Raw genomic sequence first — 18,550 nt, forward strand, 5'->3', positions numbered from 1 at the left:
TTCGAGTATTAATTGTTTTTATAATAATTCATTTCGAATATTAATGCAATTAATTATTTGTAAAATTTTTCTTTAACAGTCAGCAGATCAATAAAACAATAGAAACATTAACAATAATCATAAGAAATACCGATATTTAAAGTGTTGAATCCTAATAAGCCTGAAGGGAAGAAATGGTATGCAGAAACAAACACTCCAGATCAAAAATCTGAAAGCAGAATGGCATTCTATCTGTCTTTCCTATTATGAAGTGCTGTTTGCTAGTTGTCTGGATGATAAAACGAAGCAAAAATTGATTGATAAGATGAATTATCATCATAGCCGGAAACACAATAATCATAATTAATCCCTATGCAGAGGTGGATGGGTCAGGAGGTAAGTAGTCATCTAGAGCGGTTGATCCTTAATCGATACGAGTTCCTCTCCCAAGCTGTTTGCATAGATCGTATACATGGAAACCTCTTGACTTGAAAAGCTTTTTATTTTGTCTGAATATAGAACCATATGCCCTACCTTACTTGGCAAAGCACAATAAAATTGAGCACAGGAGCTTATAGTTTCATTATCATAGATCTCATAGGCATCTTCATTCTCTTCCTCCGTATCCCATACACTCATATTCATTTTATCGTATAGGCAAATCTCACATTTTAAGTGCTTAAATTGATTTTCTATCGTTCTTGTATATTTTTTTACTATAAACGCTGCCTGAAGCGCCAAGTATTGATCTTTATTAATAACTTCTTCTCTCAAACACCACAAAAATAATTTGGATATATTGCTGCAATTCCCCAAGTAAGGTGTTACCTTTGCAATAAGTTTTTTAATTTCCTCCATACCATGCATGAAATCTCACCAATCCCTTTCCAAAGTGTAACAGTTGAGAACTTAGCCCAAAATTTAGCATCCACTCCTATATATTCGAATTGAATACTGATTTTCAGAGGGTACTCCCATCTATTGGGAAATTATTCGCAATTTTTTTGTTGTAAAATATTCGCTTTGAATATATAATTCCATTACGCAAGAAATTTATGACAATTGAAGCATGTATTCCCTTAAACAATGGTATTTCTTACACTAAAGCAGTTCAGAGAACACGCATTTCTAGATCAGAAATGAGGTGAACGAAGGTGAAGTATACGATTAGCTGTCAATCAGCCTACATGATCGTATGATCCTGCCCAACAATGCAGAAAAGAACCTCGGAGATGGAAAAAGAGAGCCGTGTACGCGCCTTCTTTCAAGCTTTAAAGCTGGATGAGACACTCAATCGGATAATTAAGACTCCTGCTTCCCTTACACTTGCAGAGCTTCTGCTGCACTCAAGTTACCCTATCTGTGAACAGCAGGCTGCCCTTGATATGGCCGATGTTATGAATCATTTATTGAGAGGAATGGGGGATTGGCGAACGTCGGACGATGTTATGGATTTTATAATTGAAGGGGGAACAACTGAGGTATTTATTCAATCCCTCCCTATGCGGCAGAGGTCACAGGAGGGAGTTCGTGATGAAAGCTGTTTATAAAGGGATACTATTAGAAGGTACACCGCAGGAAATCTTATTTTTTATTCACTTAATGGACGGGCCTTCAGCTTCGAAGCCTCTCGCCAAACCTTTCCCGAAGTCCATACATGGTTCGGCCTCCCACGCCAAAATAAACCGTGCCAACAATTCCATTTCACCCGTTGTTAATGTCCAAAAAGCTTTGGAAACTTATAATGGAACTTAAAGCAGTTAAAAAAACTACATATTGTATGAATAGCTACTTAAAAGATTGTAAGTAGCTAACTGGCTGCAGCCAGGCTGGATTTTAACTAAGATTTATACGGACACAGAAGCCCTTATTTCGCTCGTTAGCCCCTGTTTTAGCCCCATTTGGGGCAAATAGGGGCCGTCTATGTCCACTCGCAAATAGAAACAGCCATGCTGCTGGAAAGCGCAAAGTTAGATTGGAAATATCGGTGCATTTCTTCTGGGATACCGTTCCTTAAAAAATAGGATTGAATGGTTTCTCCAAAGTTCATTTCGCTGCCTATACAAAGCAATTTAACTGCAAAAATATTCGCGCGCCGCTCATATTTTGCAGGCAACAATAAAGAATTCTGCTCAATTCGGAAATAGGATGTCCCTCGATCATAGAAAAAGTGACCGAGTTCGTGACCAACAGCAAAGCGTTGTTGCTGATATGACTGGTCATAATGTAAAACGATGTAGTTTCGTCGAAGCCTTCGATGAAAGAAACCTTTTGTAATTTTACCCAAGTCTTCATACATGATCGTGATGTTTAATCTAGATGCCAATTTGAATGGACAATTTGTCTTATGTTTCTTAACAGAATTCAGTATTAATTCGTCCATCGGCAATACCCCGCTTATTCCCTTTTGGGTTTTTGCTTTATCCCAGAAGATTGCTTCCATAACTCGCTTAATCTTTTCTCGATCATCTGCATCAATGCCACTACAGATTGGAAACAGGTATCGAATTAATAAGAAAGCAGCTGTAAACAAAAAATACTCAGTTTTAAGAAAAGAGGACTGCCCTCAAGTAGATTTATCTACTTGAGGGACAGCCTCTTTTTACCTTTGCATCACTTAACAACGGCTGCTTGCGCTTTTTTTACTCTCCTGGGCTGCCGCCCAAACTCCCTGGGTGTTTGCCACATATACTGAAATTTGAATAGACGTTTTCACCGGAATGTTAGATAAAACAAATGAAAGGATGAGTTGCATGTATAGACAAACACCTATGAATAATCTATTTGGAGGAATGATTCCGGGACTTCAGCAACAGCAGCCCGGGGGCGGACCTTTTCCTGGCAGTACTCCTTTTTCTCCAGGCGGCGGTCCTTTTCCCGGGGGTGGCCCGTTTCCTCCAGGTGGAGGATCTTTCCCAGGAGGCAGCCCATTTCCTCCAGGTGGAGGTCCACAGCCAGGAGGGCAAGGTGCGGCTCCCCAATCACCGCCCCCTTCCTTCACTCCTGAGAAGTCAACCCAGCTGTTTGCAGTAGACCCCGGCAGTATTCGAGGATGCTTGTTTCGATACGTCTACATTTGGCAGAACGATGGTCAGCAATATTGGATGTATCTCACCCATGTTGGAAGAAACTCCGCTTCCGGCTTTCGCTGGTTTGGATTCGGACCGATCGGCATGTGGGGCTTCTTCGGCGTCGATTTACGCCGCATCGATCAGTTCAACTGCTTTTTCTGATCACTAGCAAAACAAAAATCTGGGACGCTTCTTTAAATAGCCTAAAATTATTAGAGGATACTATGTTCAATATATGAGCATATATCCTTTTTTTTACATAAAATTGATACTTGATATTGCCATTAAAAAAGCAAGGTTTATAGAGCTTTTAGAGCTTGTTTAATTTTATCATTTAAATTTTTATTTCTCGCGATCGTAATGTATTCGTCTGATTTATTAAAATAGTTTTCTGAGCCTAAGATTAAAAGTTGGTCTACGCCATTTTCTGAAATTACATATTTGTATTCCCCATTATCAGCTGCTTCCTGAATATCTATTTCCTTGCCGTTCTTACGTTCAAGATGTACAAGTTCGAATATTCCCATATCTGTTTTAATGAACATAGAGTAATTAGGATTTGTATTAAACAATGCAGTGTACTTAGAGTTATTAATTTCTTGAATGCCCAGCCCCTCTTTGTGTAAATGATCGAGCATATCCTTAGCATGTTGATATTCGCTTGGTACAACTAACGGTTTTGATTCCTTTTGTGAACATCCGAGAGTCAATGTGCTTAGAATGAACACTAAAATGATACAGATTTTTCTTACCAAAAAAATCACCTCCTGATCATTTATACTATTATTTATGTTAGACGTTTACAAGTTTCTTTCAAATTCTAGGGCTTTTGTTTTATCGTTGCGTGTGTTTCCGCCTATTCGATAGAAAACAGGAACAGCTTCACCTGAAGCCTATGCGTGGTGAATCGGAGATAATAACTTGGCTGGCTAACCGTTATCTATTTATAACATACTAATAAAAACAGAGTCTTACACGACATCCCGTGTTGACTCTGTTTTCATCTCTTAATGTTACTGTTTACTGCTTGATAGGCTTGAGAACCCCACCCACTGTGAGCTCAAGGGTCAAAGCTGTGCTTCATTATGGCTGCATGGCTCCTAATTCGGCTGTACCGGTTGCATTTCCTTGAAATAAGCAAACATCATCATCAGCATTCTACCATTGCCGCTGCCATTTGGCTGCCATGGAGCAAAGGTAGGATCATTATCTGCATAGCGTTCCGCTATATAGAATTCTTCCGTCATCCCATATTTGACTAACGCCTGGAAAGTCTCCTCCGCCTTGTGAAATTCCTTCCGCTTCAGCCAAGCGAAGAACCAACATAATTCCGCGTAGGACGTGTACCAGGTATGTCCGGCCCACTTGTCGCCCGCATGCCCCTGCAATATAAGACTATCAGTCATTAAGCCGCATAAACCATTCCTCATCAAGCCTCTGTTGCGCAAATAATTCTCAACCTGCACCAAAGTCACGCTATCCGTATGAATCACTCCGGCACGAATTAAATTTGCTGGTCCGTCACCATGGTAAGGCCCCCATGGCGGTTCTGTCGGAGCGAGCCCCAACCGATTCGTGATGGCAATTTCCTCGTCTAATTCGCGTCCATGGGTCAGATCACCCAGTATTTTTTTCATGGCCTGCATGTACTGCTCATAGCTTTGGTTTATGACACTGGCAGCTGGATCGTCAAAAATAGCAAATGCCTTGGCAAGCTGCTCAAGCCCCATAATGTTCCATGCATCGGTCCAGCACCAGCTTTGATTGGCTCCAACCCAATCCGTCGCACTCATAGGGGGGAACAACCCCCTCCCCGGTCCCGTGTACGCATCTTTGGTAGTTACCAGCCTGGTTCGCTCTATCCATTCATAACCGTCCATCAGCATTTGGCGGAAATGGGAGAAACGTTCTTGATCCCCGCGATGCACAAGATGCTGTGATAAGCCCCAAAGCGTTGCTCCGGTGTTGCTGGCCCAATCAGGCGCTATCATTGAGGGAATATTACCTTTATCCTCCCCTTCCTTAATTTGAGATTGATAGAAATATTCGTACACAGCATTGGAGTGATCATACAATCCAACCATGTCCAATCCTACTAAATATTCCACTGCTTCTGTCGGCCATATGCCCCTCTCTATTCCACCTTGTCTGACTGCCGTATAGGACTCTCCTTCATGGGAAACGATCATTTGCAGCATCTGCGAGATAAGATGCAGGAACATACGACGATAATAAGGAGAATCCGTCTGCGGAACATTTTGAATCAAAGCTAGTTCTTCCGCCCACCCCTTCTCCGTCAGTCTTTTTGCCGTATTATAGTCGAATGCTTGCCCCTCCCCCGGAGCCAAGGCAATATCAATGACTGTCTTACTTTCAGCCCCGGCTTCAAACTGCATCTTACAAACATGCCTTAAATGGTAAGGAACACCTGCTTCCGCTCCCGACCAGCTCATTTTGACATGCTCATTTGCCTGCAAAAGAATGGAATACACATCATTTCGAATCGTGTGCTCAGACATTGACCAATTAGAAGGACGCATTCCCCACAATTCCACCCTTGGCTCGTAAGAGCAGTAACCATCACTGTTCATTCCCATCAATTCCGTTTCCCTGCCGCTGCGGGGGATGAGGGATAGCTGAGCATGGATGGCTCTGCGCGTTCTGTTCTGCACGGTTATTCTTGTGTAGGTGACTGGAATACGATCCATGCTGCAGAAGCTCTCCATATAATAAATAAGATCCCCATTTGAATACTCCAGCTTATGAATAGGAATACCATCTTCGCGTATGTGCATCTGGCTTTCCTGCCAAGGAATGTGTACATCGCCCGGTCCCTCTACTAGAATGAATCCGTGTGCGTCCTCTGCTCCTTGTCTTTGATCCCTCTTGACAACACTGTTCACTACCTTAAAGTCGGGCCATAGCATTATCATTCTCTCCGCTTTTGGCGGGTTAATATAAAGCTTGGTCGTCTTTGGTTTTTGCCAGCCCTTCATAATATCGTCGCCCCATTAGATTAGATTTTTTAAGAGCAGGGGTAAGATTCCAATCCTCCCCTGGCCCATAAATATTAATTAATAAATCCTGCATGCTGCAGCAGCCGTTTGATAATAACAGCAGCTTGTGCGCGGCTTGCCAGGTCTTTCGGAGCAAATGTATCGTCCGTCATTCCTGACATCATGCCTGACTCGGCCATTTGCGCTACAGAAACCTGCGCCCATGAGCTAATAACGGCTTTATCTTTAAAGGAAGACAGCAAGGGATTCAGCTTACCGGCCACGGCAGCGGGTTTGCCAACGAATGTTAATGCCCCCGATACGACTATCGCCATTTGCTCTCTTGTGATCGTCTCGTAAGGGCGGAAAGTTCCATCCTCGAAGCCGCTGATCAATCGCGCCTCCACTGCGGCTCCAACCGTTCCTGCGAACCAATCCATTCCGTTAATATCATTAAATTCTTTGGCAAGTGCCGGTTTTTCTTCAAACCCCAATGCACGAGTGATCATGGCGACGAATTCCGCGCGGGTAACAGGATGCTCTGGTGCAAAGCTTGAATCCGTCGTTCCTTGAACAATAAGCTTGGAGGCAAGCAGCTCTACATCAGATTTCGACCAATGATCCTGCAAATCGTTAAACGATTTATCGTTTTGGACAACCCCGTACATACTATTGCCAGTTCTCAGTATGTTCACTATCGTTACTCCGGCCGCTGTTGTTCTAAAAAAGGAAGGAACGAAGGACACATCTCCGGTTACTGCATCGATCTTAACGCCTGTTGCCCTGACAGGATCCAGGGTTCCAGCAATAAGAAGGCTTCTGCTTACGTACTTATCGCCAAAGTCAGAGAGCGTTTGCTGCTTTTTCTTAGTACCATTCTCTTTATTTCCACCAGTCTCCACCGTCATCGTAAAATCGAGCACATCGCCCACGAGAGTATGGCCCGCCGCTTTTATTTTTTCAAACATTTGTTGCTTGGAGACACCTGTTACGGTTTCCATCGTGATAAAGACGATAGTGTCATTTAATTCGCTGCCGAGCTGCTGCAATAACGAAACTAGCACAGGCAGGTTGACCGGCAGGTCATAAGCCGCATTACCAGCCTTAATGGAAAGGATGGCTTGAGGAGTCGCCTTTGCTGCAGCCATAAGTATGGGAGCTGGAATTCCTACCTTACGGACTGCATCCGCTGCATCCGCTGTCTCCACCTCGAAGGTCACGATTTGCTTCCCTGGCTCTTTATCCTTCAGCATATCGAAAGCTTTCGCAAGCACGTCAGCATGCAGCAGCATCTGAACAACGCTTTTCCCATTCTTCATTGTTGCGGAAACCACTGCCGTACGACTGCCAAGCGTTACACCGTTGGTTCCATCCCTCACATCCGTAAAATCCGTTGGTGCTTTAACGGCCGGTTGCTCTGAAGGTCCTTCGTTCGGAAGAGGAGTCGCTGAAGGCGGACTTACTGGAGGAGCACTCGCACGATTTACCGTCAAGCTATAGGTTTTTTCGTGGATTCCATCCTTAGCTTGGGTGACAATCGACACCTGATTAGCTCCTACGTTCAAGCTTATTGAAACCGGTACTCCGCTTATCCTCAGCTGACCGTTTATGCTCATCGTGGTGAGCGGATCGTATGTTACCGCTGTGACGCTTAAGCTTGCTGCTTCATGGCCCACATTAACCGTGTAGGCAAGAACCTCAGGATCAAACACAGGCTGCAGTGTACCCGAATTCACCACCAATTGACTCAAGTCAGGGTTAGTAGACGGCGGTTGTTCCCCATCATGAGCCCGGTATACGGTTATTTCATTGCTATTGAAATTGACCGCATAAACGCTGCCCGACAGCGGACTAACCGCAATGGCAATCGGATTGCTGCCTACGGGTACAGTCGTCATCATCTCCGTGCTTCCATCAATCACCGTTACATTGTTGCTGTCGTAGTTAGCCACATAGATCTGGTTTGCAGCGGAATGAATGGCCAGGGCATTCGGGCCCATTCCCGTTTGCAGGGTGCTTACAACCGTACTGCTGGCTCCATCAATCACCGACACATCGTTACTGCTGTCGTTTACAACGTAAATCTTATCCGTTACTTCATTAACCGCGAGCGCATTCGGTGTTGTTCCTACGGTTATAGTAGAAGTACTGTTCGTCGCGCCATCGATGATGGTGACGCTGCTGCTGTAGAAGTTTGTCACATATACATAACCGGTCAGCGGGTTGACGGCAATCGCATTTGGACCGGAACCTGCTGGAAGTGTCGTTATAACCGTGTCGTTTGCACCGTCAATAACGGTTATATTGTTGCTGTCCACATTCGCTACATAGATCCGGTTCGTAATTGGATTAACTGTCAGCGCAAAGGGGCTTTCTCCGACATCGACAGTAAACGTGTCATTCGTCACCCCATCTATGACCGTCACATCGTCGCTGCCCAGATTGGCAATGTAAATTTTATTAGTCTCCGTGTTTACTGCTGCGGCAAAAGGAATGCTTCCAGCCTCCACGGTAACGGTACTGTTCGTCTCGCCATCGATCACAGTGACATTATCGCTATCCGCATTGGCCACATAAATTTTGTTGGTCACCGGATTCACCGCCACCGCATAAGGGGCTGTTCCTACCTCGACGGTTTCCACACTGTGATAAGTATCATCGATCACGCTCACACTATTACTGGTTGCATTCACCACATAGACCTTGTTCGTTAGCGGATTGACCGCTGCGGCATGGGGCCCTCTTCCCACTCCGATGCTTGAAGTACTGCCGTCCGCTTGCGCTGCCCCGGGAAGTGCTCCGGCAAGCAAAGTGATCACGATCATCCCCACACATACCGTTCGAAGCAGCAAATTAGTTGGAATTCTCATCATTCCCACTGGCTCCTTTCCTCTCCTCCTTACACCCGTCCTGTTTCTTCATTTACAAGCTTGGAGAACATATTCCCCTGCACAATGGTTCCGGTAGTGTGTGCAGCCGCTTGCAGCCATTTAATACCTGTCGTCCCTGTGTAAACGCTACCATTCGGGGCAGCAAGTATATTGTTGGCAACTGCAATATGGTGAATTTTATTTCCGTTGTCTCCAGCCTTGATCTGAATACCGATGGCATTATTCTTTTGACAGATGACGGTATTGTCGCGGACAAATAGATCTTCCTGAGTTGCGTCAGTCGTGCCGATGACGATCCCCGAGCCCGATTTATCGGTAAAAATCGTATTACCAGCAACAACCATTTGTTTCGCGCCATATAGCTCAATGCTGCCATTTATTCGATTGCTCATCACATCATCGCCACTGCCAAGCACCATATTGTTCGTTATTTTACCTGTGAACCTGTAAGTCGGATCTGTCTGATCGGGCTGCCCCCCTAGCAATATTTTATTTACCTTATTATTGGATATCTCCATATAATCCCCTCTTTGCTTGCCTTGCGTATCACTGCGCATCAGATCACGGGCAATAAGATGGGCGTTCGTGTTGCCGGTTACGATCATCTCCCGCACTGCTTGATTGCCTAGAAATATCGATCCGCCATTGAGCTCGTTATCTTTGATCTGGAAACGGGCATCGAAATTACCGAGTCCATTTACTAGACAAATCGCAAAGAACGGCAGCCATTTAGCATGCTCTTCATAACAATCATGCTTATTATAAATCCAGTTTCCGGTCACCTTAATCTTATTATAGTGCTTGCTATAATCTCCCCAGCCTTGGAACAAAATGCCTGCTGCAGCTCCTTCGACCGTATCAAAAACATGAATGTTATTCGAATCGATCGTCAGCTCGTCCCCGCAATGATCTAAGTAGTTCGCCACAAAAATACCGACATTGACGTTGCCGGATATCCGGTTGCCGTGAATAATCGTTCTTTTGTTATTGGAATTCAAATCAAATATTCCCGCTGCTACCCGATTGTTGTATTCATCGGCAATGAATTGATTATGGCAGCATTCGACATAGCACAGCTCACCTGTACCCATCTGGGCCAAATTAATACCCCAAATGAAATGTTCGGTTGACGCCCTTTTCTTATATACGCAGCGGTTATTTGAAACAATAGCTTTGCGGAAGTTCTCGATCCAGATGGACGCTGGAGGGTTGGAGCCGCGCAGCCGTTCATGGTTGTGCTCAACGGTATTGCCTGTAATGATCATTTCAGCATTTCCTACCGGCGGAGTCGCATCCTCGCCGACAATGCCGACCCGGTTGCAATTGAGGAAGTCGCTTCCGCTCACATACAAGCTGCGTCCTGATACGAGCACCCCTGTTCCGTTAAAGTTATGCCAGTTTTTGGCGTGACTAAACGGCGTCAACACCGCATCTGCTATCGTTTTTCCGGTTTGCTGCAGGGTAACGCCAGGACCTGTATACCATCCGGTGTCGACAACCATGAACTCTTCTGGCAGCAGACCGATATCTTTGAACTTACATCCATCCACGTAAATGAAATCACTTTCATAACAAACAAGGCCTTCGCTGACGATATCTTCAAAATAGCAGTTAGCGAAATAACCCCGTTGGCAATTGAATGCAGTGATAGCCGAACCGACGATATTATGAAAATAGCAATGGGTCATCGTCACTTCTTCACAATCTGGCAAGTAAAAATACCAATATTGAAACAAGGGGTCCAGCGTATTTCTGCTGTCAAAGATATACCCGATCCAATAGGAAGGGATTGCATCCTTGTTGGCAACAAACTCCATTCCATCAATTTGCAAGCGAATTTTCGGCGCATCCGCTTGAAACGTCGGATTGCTATTCTCCAGGTCAAACAACCGTTTAATAACCGGGTTCGATTCTCCGTACATACCTACCGATCGTTGAAACTTAACTGTATCTTTTACAACATACGTTCCCTCCGGAAAGACCACATCATATCCCGAATTAACAGCTGCTGTAATCGGGTCCTTATCATCTGTGACGCCATCGCCTTTCGCTCCAAACCATTTGACATTTACCTTCCCCTGAAAGCTGCGTTTAAACCGCGCGCCAGTGGTCGACACCAGGACAAGTCCTGCATTATCCACCGAGGTGGTATCCGTGGGATCGTAGATAAAAACGCCTTCTTGACCCTTATTTTTAACATAGTAAACGAGCTCTGCATCCGGTACAGCGAGACTTCTCAATCCGGCAATAGTGACAGGCACCATAAAATCCAAGTTCATCAGATCTTTGATTTTCCGCTGTGAGGAGCTTTCATCCTGCGGATTGGCAGAAGCAGCAGGCAGCTTGCCCATCAAGCTGGCAGATGCCATAGACACACCCGCTATCCCCAATGAGGCCAGCACCTTCCGCCTGCTAATTACTTTTACCTTTTCCTGCTCCTTCTCCTGCTCCTGCTCCTGTTCTAGCTTTTCTAATTGCTCCAATGCCTTTTCACTTTTTTTCCACATGTTCATTCCTCTTTTCCTTATTTTAATATCGGTCCATCCCTATTCCTTGACAGAGCCAATCATGATGCCATGAATAAAATAACGCTGTAAAAAAGGATATATGAGTAAAATGGGAATCATGGAAATTACAATTTTGGCAGCATTCAACGTTTTATTCGATATTTTCGACAACTCAACAATGGCAGCCGTATCCAGATTTTGCATGTTGATCTGCACAACGAGCTGCTGGATGTAGGTTTGCAGTGGGTAATGTTCGGGCCGATTCATATAGATGAAGCCGTCAAAAAAAGAGTTCCAGTGTCCCACAACACTAAATAACGTGACTGTAGCCAGAGCTGGAAGCGCGAGCGGAACATACATTCGCAGCAGCAAATACCAAGGCCCCGCTCCATCCATAACGCCTGCTTCCCGCAGCTCTCTTGGAATACTTCTGAAGAAATTGGTCAGCAGGATCACATTAAACACCGGCACGGCGGTAGGCAGCACAAGGGCCCAGATCGAATTCATAAGTCCAAGTGATTTAATCGTCAAATAGGTCGGGATCAGACCGCCATTGAACAGCATTGTAAAAATTAACACCCACACATACACACGCCTGCTGCGAAAATCAGCATCCCTCTGTGATAGAGGGTACGCCACCAATATGGTTAATACAAAATTCAGGGCCCCGCCTAGCAGCACCCGCTCCAACGAAATCCCGAAGGCACGAAAAAAAGCGGATTCACCAAGCAGCGTCTGATAAGAAATCCATGTAAAGTCAACGGGTATAAAGCGGACCAATCCCGCAGCCACCGCCGCTTTATCGCTCACAGAAACGACTACCGTATACCAGATTGGCGCCAGACACAGCAAGGCGGCTAGTGATACTAGCACGATCAGTAGATAATCCAGCGGCTCCAGCTTCTTCATGATTTGATTCATCACACACCTCCACTAGAAAATCCTATAGTTCGTCAGTTTGAAAGCCAGCCGGTACGAGACAACAATCAGAACAAAGCTGATTACCGATTTCATAAGCCCTACAGCCGTAGCAAAACCGAACTGCGTATTGATTAGACCGATCCGATACACATAAGTATCAATTATATCGCCTGATTCATAAACCAAAGGGTTGTACAAATTGAAAATTTGATCAAAACCAGCGTTCAGAACATTACCCAAGCTTAGCGTAGCCAACAGCACCACTGTGGTCGTGATACCTGGTAACGTGATATACATAAGCTGCTGGATACGAGTTGCTCCATCCATACGGGCAGCTTCATACAAGGCAGGGCTGATGCCAGTAAGCGCAGCCAAATATATAATCGTGCCGAAACCAAATTCCTTCCATACATCACTAAAAATAATAATAGGCGGAAACCACTGGTTGCTTCCCAGAAACAGGATCGGTTCGTTTGCAAACCACTGTACCACCTGATTAACGGGTCCATTCAACGATAAAATCTCCACGATACTTCCCGACAAAATAACCCAGGACAAAAAATGAGGCAAGTAAACTATCGTTTGCACCCACCTTTTCAATAAAGAGAGCCGCAGCTCATTCAGCATTAACGCAAACAACAGAGGAACGATCAGATTGGCAATAATTTTCATACTGGAAATAAATAGGGTGTTGTAAAATATAGTTTTACTGTCAGGCAATTCAAACATATATCTGAAGTTTGACAGCCCTATCCATGATGATTTCAAGAAACCAAGTCCAGGATTAAAGTCCTGAAAGGCTATCACGATACCGAACATTGGTATTATACTGAATATGAAAACAAGCAGCATTCCAGGCAAAAGCATGAGATGATAATGCCGCGCATCTGATTGTTTGTTCATAGCTGCTCATCTCCTCCGATGCTTATCCGGTGAATCGGCATTCATCCGGCAAAGTATGATTTCGGATGAATATTTCGGATGAATGCCGTTCCCTTTTCTATGACTGAAGCTCAGCTTCAATTTCTTTCATGATTTCGTCTCCGCCTGTCCGCTTCCATTCTTCAACGAATGTATCGAAGCTATCCAATGGCTCCACGCCCATAATGATTTTGTTGTACACCTCAAGCTCACGTTTGATCAATGATGGCCATTTTAACTCCATCGTTTTCGTTGTGCCCGAGAAAGCCGTCGGCACCGTTTCTTTGGGACCGGTAAGTGACGCAACTCCAGACATATAGGCTGTTACACTTGACCAAGCGCCAATATCAGCAGTCGGATTCTCCTTGTACTTCAAGTAATTTTCATAAAAAGGCTTGAATTTCTCTTCCATATCTTCCGGCTTGATTTCACCATCGACTAGTTTCTTCATGGTTTTATATTCCTGCTCTACAATATCTGCTTCCGCAAACACGACTCTTAATGGCCAATAAGCCGGGTTTACATTCGGATCCAATTCCGGATCTACAGCATATTCCGCTTCAACATTCAGCAGCTTAATAATCGCTTCCGGATTTTTCACACCTTTTTTTACTACTACAAATTGGGTGCTGGCTGGCAGCAATCTTGTATTGTATTTCCCTTCACTATCGAGCGGAACTGCATAAGCCTGCCAGTCAGCCTTCGGATTATTCTGAATAGAATCATTAAGAGGCCACATCGGAGCCCACCATTTCTGAAAGAAAATTCCTGTTTTGCCGCTTACGGCGGGTTCGTTAAAATCCTTGCGCAGCGCAAACTCCTTATCCAGAACTCCTGCCGCATACATCTCGCGCAGCTTCTCCAGGGCCTGCTTCGCTTCTGGTGTAATGGAGCCGTATTTCAATTGTCCAGAAGCGTCCTTATACCACAGGTTTGGATATGCATGGAAAGCAGCAAAGATCGATTGAAAATCAGCTACATTCCCTTCGACCATAGCCCCCGTAAACCCAATTGTTTTGCCAGGGCCATTACCGCCCGGATCTTGATCAATGAAGGCCTTTGCTATCTTTTGCAAATCATCGACTGTCTTGGGCGGCTCTAGCTTCAGCTTGTCCAACCAGTCCTGACGCAGCCACATGATATAGGAGGATTCCACTTGCGTAAAAACGTTAGGAATAGCCAGCAGCTTACCTCCATACGTCGCGCTTTCAAGTGCCATACCCTTCGTAGAATCATGAGTCGCTCTGAGCTTAGGAGAAGCGTATGTATTGTAAACATCGGTTAAATCTTCTAGCAGGCCAAGCTTGGAGAGCTTGCGGAAATCCGCTTCCGTAACCACCATTGCATCCGGCAAATCGTTGCTGGAAATCGATAACCCTACCTTTTGCGTATAGGCATCTCCTACGGATGCTATCCATGCCGCTTTTACCTTGACGTTAATTTTGTCCTCAATCAGCCTCGTGTACTGATTATTCTCTACTGAATCCCCCGAGGGCAAGCTTTTATCGTCGGGAAGAATTTCCTTCCCGATTGTAATCGTTACTGGCTGCTCGTATTTACCGAACGGATCGGCTGCATCGCCATTTGCGCTTGGCTCTTGACCTTCTTGGCTGATGTCAGATGGCTTCTCCGTCTTCGCTGATGGTGTTTGTTCCGCAACGCCGGACTTGCCACAGGCCGATACGAAAACAAGCGTACAGGCCAATAGTACTAAAGTTAGATTACGTAACGCTTTCATTGCTTCAACCCCCTATGAATGTTAGATCACTCTATCGATCTGTTATCATCATAAACGAATAATGACCGTATCAGGGAGATGATACGGCTAACTGAAGGGTGTACAATTCCACACCATTTATTTATTCCAATCCATTCCGTGCATAATAGTACTCCTCTTTGAGCGGAATTTTACCCCCTGGCTTTAAAGCTGCGAAATTCACTTGGGAGCATGCCCGTCTGCGCGCGAAACACCCGGCTGAAATACTTTTCGTTCGGGTAGCCGCATTGCTCCGCTATACGGAATATCGGATTCGCTGTTTGCTCCAGAAGTACCATGGCATGCTCCATGCGCGCATCACGGATATAATCGTGAAACGGCTTGCCGACTATATTTTTAAAGCAGCGGCTGAAGTATCCTTTACTCATCATGGCTTCATTGGCTAAATCACTGTGCCGGATATCGGATCCAATGTTCCGGTCGATATAAGCGAGTGCCTTCATTACCCCATGCTGGATTTCATCGAAGTAGCCCGATTTACCGATTTTATTGCCAAGCAGGGACCGGACCGTCTTTAACCATTCCATCCAATCCATCCAATAAGCCTGTGAGCCTGGGGGCTGCAGCTTCTCAGATAGTTCGTCAGGAACAATTCGCTGCCAGTTCATTCTAGCTGCATAGAACACCGTTTTTAATTGGGGCAGCGGCAGACGGAAGTGTTCTAGCTCCTCCAGCATGCTTTCAAATATCTCATCATCTAATACCCAGAACAAGGACGACCATTTCTCACGGAGCAAGTCTATTTCCTGATCAGTCCAACCTGGATGTCTATCATGAATCCGCTCCACAGGCGGCGTATACAACACCATATCCGCGCGGTAATCGTAGAACAGATGTATTTCCCTGTAAGCAGACAGAAATCTCCTTAACAACTCATGCTCCGTAAGCTGCCTATCCGTTATATGAAGAATCATCCAGCCCTGATTAAGTCCGTTGCGCTCCAACTCCATGATCAGATCCTGCTTATCCATTGGCACATCTACGTCTTTGCCCGGATTTTCCACCGCCCAGATTCCGTAGCTTACTTCATACAGTTGTTCCCGATTCCATAGTGGACACTCTCGAGGCTGCCCCAGACGAACAGACTCCTCCAGAGCAATAAAGACGAGCAGTTCCCTGCAGATGGCCGCTTCTCTGGTCTTTCCACTTGTGATCAGACTTGCTTGAACATTACTTTCCCAAGCATCCATTGACCCGGACGATCGCAACGTCCGCTGCGACAGTTCCTGTTGGATGCGCGAGGCTATGCGCTCCAGCACATCCTCCATCTTGGCCTGTTCCATCTGGGTTTTGGCAATGTAATCGATCGCTCCTAGCCGCAGCGCCTCTTGAATCAATCCAAAATCCTGATGGAACGTCAGGACCACATTCCAAATGTGCGGGTAATCGGTTCGAACACCACGTATCAGATCAAGCCCTGACATAGCAGGCATAGCCAGATCAGTAATAAGCAAATCCACATGCTGATCCTGTAAAATCTCCAGAGCACGTTCCCCGCTGTTCGCTTCCCCCACAACCTCCATATCAAAAGCAGCCCAAGGCATCACCGCTATAATACCTTGGCGTGCCAACCTGTCATCATCAACGACCAATACCTTCAACATCCGTTAAATCCACCTCCGTATTCGTATAGGTTACAGGAATATGCAGCTGCATCACGGTACCTTGCCCCCGTATACTGCTTATATCAAGTGTAGCATCACCGGCAAATTGAGCCTTAAGCATACGACTGACATAATACAGTCCAATACCCATCCCTACTTTCCTTTGTTCTGCGGATCCGCTCTCCAGCAGTCGGCGCAGCTCTTCCTCTTCCATGCCTTCCCCATTATCCTTAACCTCAATTCGGATATAATGGGCCTCCGCAAATAGCTTCACTTCAATGATCGTCTTGTCCTTCAAGCCATGATACAGGCTGTTCTCCACAAGCGGCTGCAAAATAAAACGGGGAATGGGCAAATCCATTAACTTTTCATCTGCATGAATATGCACATTAAACTCAAAATCGTAACGAATGCGCTGCAGCGACACATAATCTCTGAGCGCTTCAATTTCGAGTCGAACGGTGGATTCGCCGCCCTTACCCATATTATAATAAAGCACCCGATTTAACGTGGAGATCAGATAATCAATTTCAGTTAACCCCTTGGAATGTGCCAGCCAGCGAATCGTGTCCAGTGTGTTATGAATAAAGTGAGGATTAATTTGAAACAGCAGCTTCTCGATTTCCAGTTCAGTCTTACGCTTCTCCTTCTGCTTGACCTCCTGCAGAAGCTCCCAAATCCGCTTCCTCATATGCTGAAATTGGTACAGCAAGAAATCGAACTCAGTAATCCGGGTCAGCTTCAGCGGAGAATGAAAGTTGCTGTTCTGCATCTGCTTGATCTCCCTGTTAAAATGGTTAAGCGGACGGCGGACAACCCTCCACATCATCCAGGCAAAACCCAAAGCAAACGCCAGGGAAAGCAAAGTAAGAAGTCCGAACTGTCTGATCCAGGTGTTTCTTTCCTTATAGTAATCGCTTTCCGAAATGACGGCAACAATCTTCCAGCCCTGATTATGCTCCTCTTCAAATAAATAATTGCCGATGCTTCTGCTGAAGCCTTTGCCCGTCTCTGCCGCTTGATAATGCGAGCCGATAGGAAATTGTTCAGGAAGCTCGCTGTAAGTAATCTGGTCATTGCTATCAACTAGCAAGTGGGTCATTTGCAGACCTGATAGTTCTGTATTTAAAATATCTTCTGTCAGCCGGAAGCTCGTTTCAATATAAACATACAGATTATCATAGCCTGGTATCTCAAGCTTACGTGTAACGGAAAGCACAGTTCTATCAATAAACCGGTTCAAATTAGGATGAGGACCATAATATGTAATGGCATCTGTGTGCAGCAGCTTTGGAAGCTCTTCAACGTTAATCGGCCCATCAACCATCTGCTGCTGCAAAACGAATTCCTTCGTGTCAGCAAAATAATACGACATAACACCCAGACTCGGATTAGTAAAGCTGATCAGATGCAGATTATTTTGAATATCCTGTTCCAACTGCGACTTTTGTAAAATTTCGTTGGACTCCAGATATTTCCCCAGGCTTCTCCCAACCCCTCCATCAAAAGCTAATTGCTGCGAGACATGATTTAAGTTGCTTAGTGTATTATCAAGTGATACTTTAACCTGCCTTAAATTGCTCCTAATGCTGCCTTGTATTTTGTTATCCAAGATGGAAGTAATGGAGTAATAAGAAATACCCCCTATCAGCAGCAGAGGGATTAACGTACTTAGCATAAACACCACGATCATTCTGTTCTTCAGTGAATATAACGACAGACGAAAGTTATCCAGCCATGACAGCAGCACTCTCACCCTTATTCCTCCTCACCCTCACCTTTATTACCTGCTATCATAGCATAAACGGAAAAAGCCGGATATTGGAACTATATAAAAGGATCAGGTGCTAATAAAGAAAAATACCTTGCGGTGTCCTTTGATG

15 protein-coding genes are annotated in these 18,550 nt (G+C 45.1%); 4 read left to right on the forward strand and 11 right to left on the reverse strand.

The window, feature by feature from the left end; all coding sequences use genetic code 11:
• Positions 1 to 178 precede the first annotated feature (178 nt).
• Entirely contained in the window at positions 179 to 346 is a 168-nt protein-coding gene (locus J2Z66_RS09150) for a hypothetical protein (protein WP_209971080.1), read from the forward strand.
• Between the two features lie 41 nt (positions 347 to 387).
• On the opposite strand, the gene J2Z66_RS09155 is transcribed toward J2Z66_RS09150, so the two are convergent.
• A complete protein-coding gene (locus J2Z66_RS09155) occupies positions 388 to 846 on the reverse strand; it encodes a hypothetical protein (protein ID WP_209971081.1) in 459 nt (152 codons plus the stop codon).
• A gap of 344 nt (positions 847 to 1,190) precedes the next feature.
• On the opposite strand from J2Z66_RS09155, the gene J2Z66_RS09160 reads away from it, so the two are divergent.
• Positions 1,191 to 1,529: a hypothetical protein gene (locus tag J2Z66_RS09160; protein ID WP_209971082.1), complete on the forward strand. Its 339-nt coding sequence runs from the start codon at positions 1,191 to 1,193 to the stop codon at positions 1,527 to 1,529.
• Positions 1,513 to 1,734, forward strand: a complete 222-nt coding sequence (locus J2Z66_RS09165; protein WP_209971083.1) for a hypothetical protein — start codon at positions 1,513 to 1,515, stop codon at positions 1,732 to 1,734. The genes J2Z66_RS09160 and J2Z66_RS09165 overlap by 17 nt, the downstream gene beginning before the upstream one ends.
• A gap of 166 nt (positions 1,735 to 1,900) precedes the next feature.
• On the opposite strand, the gene J2Z66_RS09170 is transcribed toward J2Z66_RS09165, so the two are convergent.
• Positions 1,901 to 2,422: an ImmA/IrrE family metallo-endopeptidase gene (locus J2Z66_RS09170; protein ID WP_209971084.1), complete on the reverse strand. Its 522-nt coding sequence runs from the start codon at positions 2,420 to 2,422 to the stop codon at positions 1,901 to 1,903.
• A 310-nt stretch (positions 2,423 to 2,732) separates the two neighbouring features.
• On the opposite strand from J2Z66_RS09170, the gene J2Z66_RS09175 reads away from it, so the two are divergent.
• Positions 2,733 to 3,212, forward strand: coding sequence for a hypothetical protein (locus tag J2Z66_RS09175; RefSeq protein WP_245375397.1), 480 nt, complete (start codon positions 2,733 to 2,735; stop codon positions 3,210 to 3,212).
• Positions 3,213 to 3,349: 137 nt separating this feature from the next.
• On the opposite strand, the gene J2Z66_RS09180 is transcribed toward J2Z66_RS09175, so the two are convergent.
• The 9 genes from J2Z66_RS09180 to J2Z66_RS09220 all read right to left on the reverse strand — a co-directional run bounded on the left by J2Z66_RS09180 (position 3,350) and on the right by J2Z66_RS09220 (position 18,423).
• Complete coding sequence (locus tag J2Z66_RS09180; protein ID WP_209971085.1) at positions 3,350 to 3,805, reverse strand: hypothetical protein; 456 nt, start codon at positions 3,803 to 3,805, stop codon at positions 3,350 to 3,352.
• Positions 3,806 to 4,150: 345 nt separating this feature from the next.
• On the reverse strand, positions 4,151 to 6,046 hold the full coding sequence (locus J2Z66_RS09185; RefSeq protein WP_209971086.1) for a hypothetical protein: 1,896 nt from the start codon (positions 6,044 to 6,046) through the stop codon (positions 4,151 to 4,153).
• Between the two features lie 74 nt (positions 6,047 to 6,120).
• Positions 6,121 to 8,919, reverse strand: a complete 2,799-nt coding sequence (locus tag J2Z66_RS09190; RefSeq protein WP_209971087.1) for an S-layer homology domain-containing protein — start codon at positions 8,917 to 8,919, stop codon at positions 6,121 to 6,123.
• Positions 8,920 to 8,945: 26 nt separating this feature from the next.
• The gene (locus tag J2Z66_RS09195) at positions 8,946 to 11,444 is read right to left on the reverse strand and encodes a right-handed parallel beta-helix repeat-containing protein (RefSeq protein ID WP_209971088.1); all 2,499 of its coding nucleotides are present in this window, start codon (positions 11,442 to 11,444) and stop codon (positions 8,946 to 8,948) included.
• Positions 11,445 to 11,483: 39 nt separating this feature from the next.
• Positions 11,484 to 12,365 (reverse strand): carbohydrate ABC transporter permease, encoded by an 882-nt coding sequence (locus tag J2Z66_RS09200; RefSeq protein WP_209971089.1) that lies wholly within the window; start codon positions 12,363 to 12,365, stop codon positions 11,484 to 11,486.
• 12 nt (positions 12,366 to 12,377) lie between these two features.
• Positions 12,378 to 13,268, reverse strand: a complete 891-nt coding sequence (locus J2Z66_RS09205; RefSeq protein WP_209971090.1) for an ABC transporter permease — start codon at positions 13,266 to 13,268, stop codon at positions 12,378 to 12,380.
• A gap of 97 nt (positions 13,269 to 13,365) precedes the next feature.
• Positions 13,366 to 15,024 carry an extracellular solute-binding protein gene (locus J2Z66_RS09210; RefSeq protein ID WP_209971091.1) on the reverse strand — a complete coding sequence of 553 codons (1,659 nt, stop codon included), beginning with the start codon at positions 15,022 to 15,024 and terminating at the stop codon, positions 13,366 to 13,368.
• Positions 15,025 to 15,194: 170 nt separating this feature from the next.
• A complete protein-coding gene (locus tag J2Z66_RS09215) occupies positions 15,195 to 16,667 on the reverse strand; it encodes a response regulator transcription factor (RefSeq protein WP_209971092.1) in 1,473 nt (490 codons plus the stop codon).
• Positions 16,645 to 18,423, reverse strand: coding sequence for a sensor histidine kinase (locus J2Z66_RS09220; protein WP_209971093.1), 1,779 nt, complete (start codon positions 18,421 to 18,423; stop codon positions 16,645 to 16,647). Before J2Z66_RS09220 ends, J2Z66_RS09215 begins: the two co-directional genes overlap by 23 nt.
• Between the last annotated feature and the right edge of the window lie 127 nt (positions 18,424 to 18,550).

The organism is Paenibacillus eucommiae, from assembly GCF_017874215.1.
In the GTDB taxonomy this organism is placed as follows: Bacteria; Bacillota; Bacilli; order Paenibacillales; family NBRC-103111; genus Paenibacillus_AI; species Paenibacillus_AI eucommiae.